Source organism: Micromonospora salmantinae, assembly GCF_022230905.1.
GTDB classification, from domain to species: domain Bacteria; phylum Actinomycetota; class Actinomycetes; order Mycobacteriales; family Micromonosporaceae; genus Micromonospora; species Micromonospora salmantinae.
Genome location: NZ_JAKKFG010000005.1, coordinates 55,806 through 62,229 on the forward strand (window position 1 = coordinate 55,806; position 6,424 = coordinate 62,229).

Below are 6,424 nucleotides of genomic sequence, written 5' to 3' on the forward strand. Positions count from 1 at the left end.
ACGCGAGCACCCCGGGCGCGCGGGTCACCACCGGTCGTGCACCTGCGGGCGGATCAGCTCGTCGTAGGTCTCGCGGACGGCTGCCAGCTGCTCGTCGGTGAGCGGGGACAGGGCCGCCGCGGCGGCGTTGCGTCGGGCCTGGTCGGCGTCGCGGGCACCGGGGATGACCACTGTGACGCCCGCCTGGTCCAACACCCAGCGCAGGGCGAACTGCGCCATCGTGCGGTCCGCGTCGACGAGCGGGGCCAGCCTGCGTACGGCGGCCAGACCTCGGTCGAAGTCGACTCCGGAGAACGTCTCTCCGACGTCGAAGGCCGCGCCGTGCCGGTTGTAGTTGCGGTGGTCGTCGGCGGGGAACTCGGTGTGCTCGTCGTAGCGGCCGGAGAGAAGGCCACTGGCGAGCGGCACGCGGGCGATGATGCCGACACCGGCTGCGGCCGCGGCCGGCAGCACCCGCTCCAGGGGCTTGTGGCGGACCGCGTTGAGGATGATCTGGACGCTGGCCACCCCCGGTCGGGCGATCGCGGTGAGGGCCTGGTCGCAGGTCTCGACGCTGACCCCGTACCCGGCGATGGCCTTCTCGGCGACGAGGGTGTCCAGGCCGTCGAAGACCTCGTCGGAGGAGAAGACCTCGGTGGGCGGGCAGTGCAACTGGACCAGGTCCAGGGTGTCCATGCCCAGGTTGGCCCGGGAGCGGTCGGTCCACTGCCGGAAGTTGGCCAGGGTGTACGCCTCCGGGCGCTGCTCGACGCGGCGGCCCATCTTGGTGGCGACGGTCAGCCCGGCGTCAGGTCGGGTGCGCAGGAAGCGGCCGATCAGCTGCTCGCTGCGGCCGTCGCCGTACACGTCGGCGGTGTCGAGGAAGGTGACCCCGGCGTCCACGGCGGCGGCGAGCACCGCCATCGCGTCGTCCTCGCTGACGGTGCCCCAGTCGGCGCCGAGTTGCCACGCGCCCAGGCCGACCGCGCCAACGGTCCGGCCGAGCCGGTTGAAGCTGCGCTGTTCCATGCCCCGAGCCTAGTGATCGGGTTGCCACCCTGCCACGGGAGCCGTACCGTCAGCAGTACGGACGTACGGTTTGGGAGGCGACCATGTGGGACCCGACGACCTACCTGCGCTTCGGCGACGAGCGATCCCGGCCGTTTCACGACCTCCTCGCCCGGATCCCGGCCGAGCGACCCCGGGCGGTGGTCGACCTCGGCTGCGGCCCCGGCCAGCTCACCGCCGTCCTCGCCGAACGCTGGCCGACCAGCCGGGTGCGCGGCCTCGACTCCTCGCCCGAAATGATCGAGCGGGCCGAAGCCCTCGGCGCGCCGGTCGACTTCGCGGTCGCCGACCTTCGCGACTGGCGTCCGGCCGGCGACGAGGACGTGGTGGTCACCAACGCGGCGCTGCAGTGGGTCCCCGGCCACCAGGAGCTGCTGCGCCGCTGGGCCACCGAGCTGCCCGTCGGCGCCTGGCTCGCCATGCAGGTCCCCGGCAACTTCGCCGCCGACTCGCACAGGGCCCTGCGGGAGGTCGCCAACCGGCCGACCTGGCGGGCCGAGGTCGCCCCGCTGCTGCGCGCGGACCCGGTCGACGACCCGGCCGACTACGCGGCGCTGCTGACCGCCGCCGGTTGCGCGGTGGACGCCTGGGAGACTACCTACGTGCACCTGCTGCCGGCTCGACCCGCCGCCGAGCACCCGGTGCTGGCCTGGATGGAGGGCACCGCGCTGCGCCCGGTCCGGGCCGCACTGGACGCCGCCGGCTGGTCCGCCTTCCGGGCCGAGCTGGGAGTACGGCTCACCGCGGCGTACCCGGTGCGGCAGGGTCAGGTGTACTTCCCGTTCCGCCGCGTCTTCGTCGTCGCCCGCACCGGCGACCATGCCCAGGAGAACCAGTGACCGACCTGTCCACCTTCATCGCCGGCCTGCCCAAGGTGGAGCTGCACGTGCACCACGTCGGCTCCGCCCTGCCCCGGATCGTCGCCGAGTTGGCGGCGCGCCACGAGGGGCGTACCCCCGTGCCGGCCGACCCGGACGCGCTCGCCAACTACTTCGAGTTCCGCGACTTCGCGCACTTCATCGAGGTCTACCTGAGCGTCGTGGATCTCATCCGCGACCCGGAGGACGTCTGGATCCTCACCCACGAGGTGGCCCGCGAGCTGGCCCGCCAACAGGTCCGGTACGCGGAGCTGACCATCACCCCGTACTCGCACGTCCGACGGGGCATTCCCGCGCCGGCGTTCTGCGAGGCGATCGAGGACGCCCGCAAGCGCGCCCTGGCCGACTTCGGCATCGAGCTGCGCTGGTGCTTCGACATCCCCGGCGAGGCCGGCCTGCCGGCAGCCGAGGAGACGCTGCGCATCGCGCTGGACGAGCGCCCGGACGGGCTGGTCAGTTTCGGTCTGGGCGGCCCGGAGATCGGCGTACCCCGACCGCAGTTCCGGCCCTACTTCGACCAGGCCCGCGCCGCCGGGTTGCGCTCGGTGCCGCACGCCGGGGAGACCACCGGGCCGCAGACCGTCTGGGACGCGCTGAACGAGTTGGGCGCCGAGCGGATCGGGCACGGCATCTCCGCCGCGCAGGACCCGCAACTGCTCGCGTACCTGGCCGAGCGGCAGATCGGGATGGAGATCTGCCCGACGTCCAACGTCCGCACCAGGGCGGTGGCCACCCTCGACGAGCATCCGCTGCCCCGGCTGGTCGAGGCCGGGCTGCTGGTCACCATCAACTCCGACGACCCGCCGATGTTCGGCACCACCCTCAACGACGAGTACGCGGTGGCGGCCCGCCTGCTCGGCGTCGGTGCCGAGGGCCTGGCCGGGCTGGCCCGCAACGCGGTGACCGCGTCCTTCCTGGACGCCGCCGGCCAGCAGCGCATCCTCGCCGAGATCGACGCGTACCTCGCGACCGCCGGCTGAGCTGGTCGGTCGGCTGAGTTGGTCGGTCGGCTGGGCCGGTTGGTTGAGCAGGGCGCGCGGCGGGAGCGTGGGTGTGGGGGGACCTGTGACTCCCGCCGCGCGCGCGGCTCCACCGGCCGTCGGTGCGTGGTGCGCTCGGCCGGTGGAACTGGTGGGTTCGTGCTCTGATCCTGTCAGCCCGCGGCCGATCCAACGCGGTCGTTAACCGCGATCTAAGGAAGACTTGCGCCGGCGCACAGCCCCGGGTTCGGCCGGGTCAGTCGTCGGTGGGGCGCTGGCGGGGCCAGCGACGTCCGGTGGCCTTCGTGTCCCGGGCGTCGCGGGCCATCCGACCGACCAGACCGAAGCGGCTGACCTGCCGGGGCGTCGCCTCCGGGTCGGCGAGCAGCATCACCACGCTGGCCCCGCCCAGCCGGGCCCGGTCGATGCTCACCGAGCCGTTGGCCTGCAACGCGACCCGCTTGGCGATGTCCAGCCCGAGCCCGGTCGAGCCCTGGTCACTGGCACCCCGGCGCAGCGCCCGGTCCGGGTTGGCGATGCCGGGGCCGGCGTCGTCGATCCGGATCGCCACGTAACCGTCGCGTCGGGACACCGCCACCTCGAAGGCGGTGCCCTGCGGCGTGTAGCGGAAGACGTTGCCGATCACCGCGTCCAGCGCGGCGGCCAGTTCGGCCCGCGGCACCGGCGCCGGGATGCGCAGCTGGGCGCCGTTGACCCGGTGCGGCCGGTTCTGGTCGCCGGCCAACGCCGCCCAGAACACCATCCGGTCCCGGACCACCTCGCTGACGTCGCACATCGCCGGCCCGGCCTCGAGCGCCACCGTCTTACGGGTGGTCTTGATCAGCACGTCGATCTCACCCTCCAGGGTGACGATCGCCTGCCGGATCCGCCGGATCCCGCGCAGCCGGTCCAACTCCGCCGGGCTGAACGAACCCACGCTGGTGTCGTCGGACTCCAACGCCTCCGCGTCCAACCGCAGCACCGTCAACGGGGTACGCAGACGATGCGACAGGTCGGCCACCAACTCCCGCTCGTCGGTGCGGGCCGCGTCCAGCCGGTCCGCCATCCGGTTGAAGGCGTACCCGGCCTCGGCCAGCTCGCGCGGACCGGTCGGCTCGACCCGTACGCCGAGGTCCCCGTCGCCGATGGAGAGCGCGGCCTTGACCAGACCACGGGTGGAGTCCACCGCGCGGGCGGCGACCCGGTCGACCACCAGCACCGCCGCGCCGGCCATCGCCGCGCCGACCGCGAACAGCAGCAACCAGGTGCCGCCGGCGCCCTCGCCCAGCGTCGACTCCGGAAGGAACACCTCGACCACTGCCGTCCGGTCACCGAGGACGACCGGGTCGAGCCGGGCCACACCCCCGTCGACGTCGACGACCAACGACTGGCGCTCGGAGCGGGCCCGGTCCAGGTCGCTGCCGCTGGCCCGACCAGCCGACTCGTCCAACCCCAACCCGTGCACCACGGGCCGGGTGGGTGCGCCCTCGGCGCTGGCCACCACGGCACGCTCGACGACCGCCGGGTCGGTGCTGACCGCCAGCGCGCCGGTCACCAGGGCGCTGCGCCGCGCCGCGTCGGCGATGGCCTCGTCCCGGCTCTGCTCGCGCAGGCTGAGCCCGAGCGGGATCAGGAACGCGAGCGCCACGAGACTGCACATGCCGGCCGTGAGCAGGGCCAGCGCCGTCCTCAGTCCGGTGCCACCAGCCGGAATCCGACCCCCCGCACGGTGCGCAGGTAGCGCGGCTTCGCCGCGGACTCGCCCATCTTTCTGCGGAGCCAGTACAGGTGAACGTCGATGGTCTGATCCTCGCCGACCGATGGCTGCCGCCATACCTCCTCCAAGAGTTCCCGGCGGGACACTACCCGCCCAGGTCGTGCGGCGAGATACGCCAACAGGTCGAATTCCTTGCGGGTCAGCGCCAGCGGCTCCCCGTCGAGCTGGGCGCTGCGCTCGCCCACGTCCACCCGCAGCCCGCCGACGCTGTGCACAGCGGGCTGCACGGACCGACTGGCCCGGCCGGCCCGGCGCAGCACCGTGGTGATCCGGGCGTCCAGGTGCGCGCCGGTGAACGGCTTGACCATGTAGTCGTCGGCGCCGGCGCGCAGCAGCTTGACCACCGACTGCTCGTCGTCGCGGGCGGTGGCGATGATGATCGGAACGTCGGTGATGCCGCGCAACATCCGCAGCGCGTCCGAGCCGTCCAGGTCGGGTAGGCCGAGGTCGAGCACCACCAGGTCGGGTGTCTCCGCGGCGACCCGACGCAGGGCGTCCAACGCCGTACCCACGGCGTGCACGGCATGCCCCCGGTCGGTGAGGGACCGCAGCATCGCGCCGCGTACGACGTGATCGTCTTCGACCAGGAGCACGGAGGCCACGACAAGACCGTACTTGGCCTGGCAAGTTGATCGCGTTGCGGCGTGCCTGGCGACCGGGCAAGCTGGTACGACGATGTCGTTCACCCTGTTCGCCGATGCCCGCCTGGCGCTCGCCCGGGACAGCCTCGCCGGTCTCTCCACCGGCGACGCGCTCGGCGCGCAGTACTTCCTGCCGGGGCCGGTGCCCGTGGATCTCGCCGCCGACGCGCTGCCGTCGGCGCCCTGGGAATGGACCGACGACACCGAGATGGCCTGCTCGGTTCTCGCCCAGTTGGCCGACTCCGGCGGCATCGACCGGGACCGGCTGGCCCTCTCCTTCGCCGAGCGGTGCACCGAGCGCCGAGGCTACGGCGCGGGCGCGATGCTCATCCTGGGGCTTATCCGCACCGGCACCCCGTGGCCGCTGGCCGCCGCCTCCGCCTTCGACGGGCAGGGCTCCTGCGGCAACGGCGCGGCGATGCGGGTCGGCCCGCTGGGCGCGTACTTCGCCGACTCGACAGCGCGCGCCGCCGCCCAGGCCCGCGCGTCCGCCGAGGTGACGCACGCGCACCCGGAGGGGATCGCCGGCGCGGTCGCCGTCGCCGTCGCCGCCGCGCTGGCCGCCCGAGCCCGCCTCGACGGGCACCGGCCCGCCCCGGAGCGCCTGCTGGCCGGGATCGCCGCCGCGCTCGACCCGGTCACCGAGGTGCATCGGGGCGTACACCGGGCCGCCGGGCTGCTCGGCCGGCCGTTGCCCCAGGTGGTGGCGGCGCTCGGCAACGGCTCCCGGGTGACCGCCCAGGACACCGTCGGGTTCACCCTCTGGGTGGCCGCCACCCACCTCGACGACTATCCGGCGGCCATCGAGACGTGCGTACGGGCCGGTGGGGACGTGGACACCACGGCCGCCATCGCCGGAGCGGTGGTGGCGGCGCACACCGGCGTCGGCACCCCGGGCGGGGTGCCCGAAAAGTGGCTGGCCGCCCGCGAGCCGCTACCTACCTGGCTCCCCTGACCCCCGGGGCTGCCCGGGCGACCCGGGCTGCCTTGCCCTGCGCCTGCCCTGCCCTGCGCTGGCGCTGCCTACGATCAAGTCGGCTTCCTGCGAATCGGGCTGTCCGTGCGGGGATGCAGCGGTTTCCAGGAACCCGAGTGGATCAC

At 73.7% G+C, this 6,424-nt stretch carries 6 protein-coding genes; 3 read left to right on the forward strand and 3 right to left on the reverse strand.

All coding sequences use genetic code 11. From position 1 onward, the window contains the following. Nucleotides 1-24: 24 nt before the first annotated feature. A complete protein-coding gene (locus tag PSH03_RS05640) occupies nucleotides 25-1,008 on the reverse strand; it encodes an aldo/keto reductase (RefSeq protein WP_091401706.1) in 984 nt (327 codons plus the stop codon). A gap of 83 nt (nucleotides 1,009-1,091) precedes the next feature. On the opposite strand from PSH03_RS05640, the gene PSH03_RS05645 reads away from it, so the two are divergent. Next, a complete protein-coding gene (locus PSH03_RS05645) occupies nucleotides 1,092-1,886 on the forward strand; it encodes a trans-aconitate 2-methyltransferase (protein WP_238688469.1) in 795 nt (264 codons plus the stop codon). Continuing rightward, on the forward strand, nucleotides 1,883-2,905 hold the full coding sequence (locus PSH03_RS05650) for an adenosine deaminase (protein ID WP_210785208.1): 1,023 nt from the start codon (nucleotides 1,883-1,885) through the stop codon (nucleotides 2,903-2,905). Before PSH03_RS05645 ends, PSH03_RS05650 begins: the two co-directional genes overlap by 4 nt. A gap of 256 nt (nucleotides 2,906-3,161) precedes the next feature. On the opposite strand, the gene PSH03_RS05655 is transcribed toward PSH03_RS05650, so the two are convergent. After that, nucleotides 3,162-4,565: a HAMP domain-containing sensor histidine kinase gene (locus PSH03_RS05655; protein WP_210785207.1), complete on the reverse strand. Its 1,404-nt coding sequence runs from the start codon at nucleotides 4,563-4,565 to the stop codon at nucleotides 3,162-3,164. Between the two features lie 29 nt (nucleotides 4,566-4,594). After that, complete coding sequence (locus tag PSH03_RS05660) at nucleotides 4,595-5,284, reverse strand: response regulator transcription factor (RefSeq protein ID WP_091401712.1); 690 nt, start codon at nucleotides 5,282-5,284, stop codon at nucleotides 4,595-4,597. A 73-nt stretch (nucleotides 5,285-5,357) separates the two neighbouring features. Here PSH03_RS05660 and PSH03_RS05665 point away from each other — a divergent pair, with 73 nt between their 5' ends. Continuing rightward, nucleotides 5,358-6,278 (forward strand): ADP-ribosylglycohydrolase family protein, encoded by a 921-nt coding sequence (locus tag PSH03_RS05665; RefSeq protein WP_238688470.1) that lies wholly within the window; start codon nucleotides 5,358-5,360, stop codon nucleotides 6,276-6,278. Nucleotides 6,279-6,424 lie beyond the last annotated feature (146 nt).

What these genes read in the sequence shown, in the direction of transcription:
- PSH03_RS05640 (WP_091401706.1), bottom strand. Translation starts at nt 1,008, where the DNA reads ATGGAACAGCGCAGCTTCAACCGGCTCGGCCGGACCGTTGGCGCGGTC.
- PSH03_RS05645 (WP_238688469.1), top strand. Translation starts at nt 1,092, where the DNA reads ATGTGGGACCCGACGACCTACCTGCGCTTCGGCGACGAGCGATCCCGG.
- PSH03_RS05655 (WP_210785207.1), bottom strand. Translation starts at nt 4,565, where the DNA reads ATGTGCAGTCTCGTGGCGCTCGCGTTCCTGATCCCGCTCGGGCTCAGC.
- PSH03_RS05665 (WP_238688470.1), top strand. Translation starts at nt 5,358, where the DNA reads ATGTCGTTCACCCTGTTCGCCGATGCCCGCCTGGCGCTCGCCCGGGAC.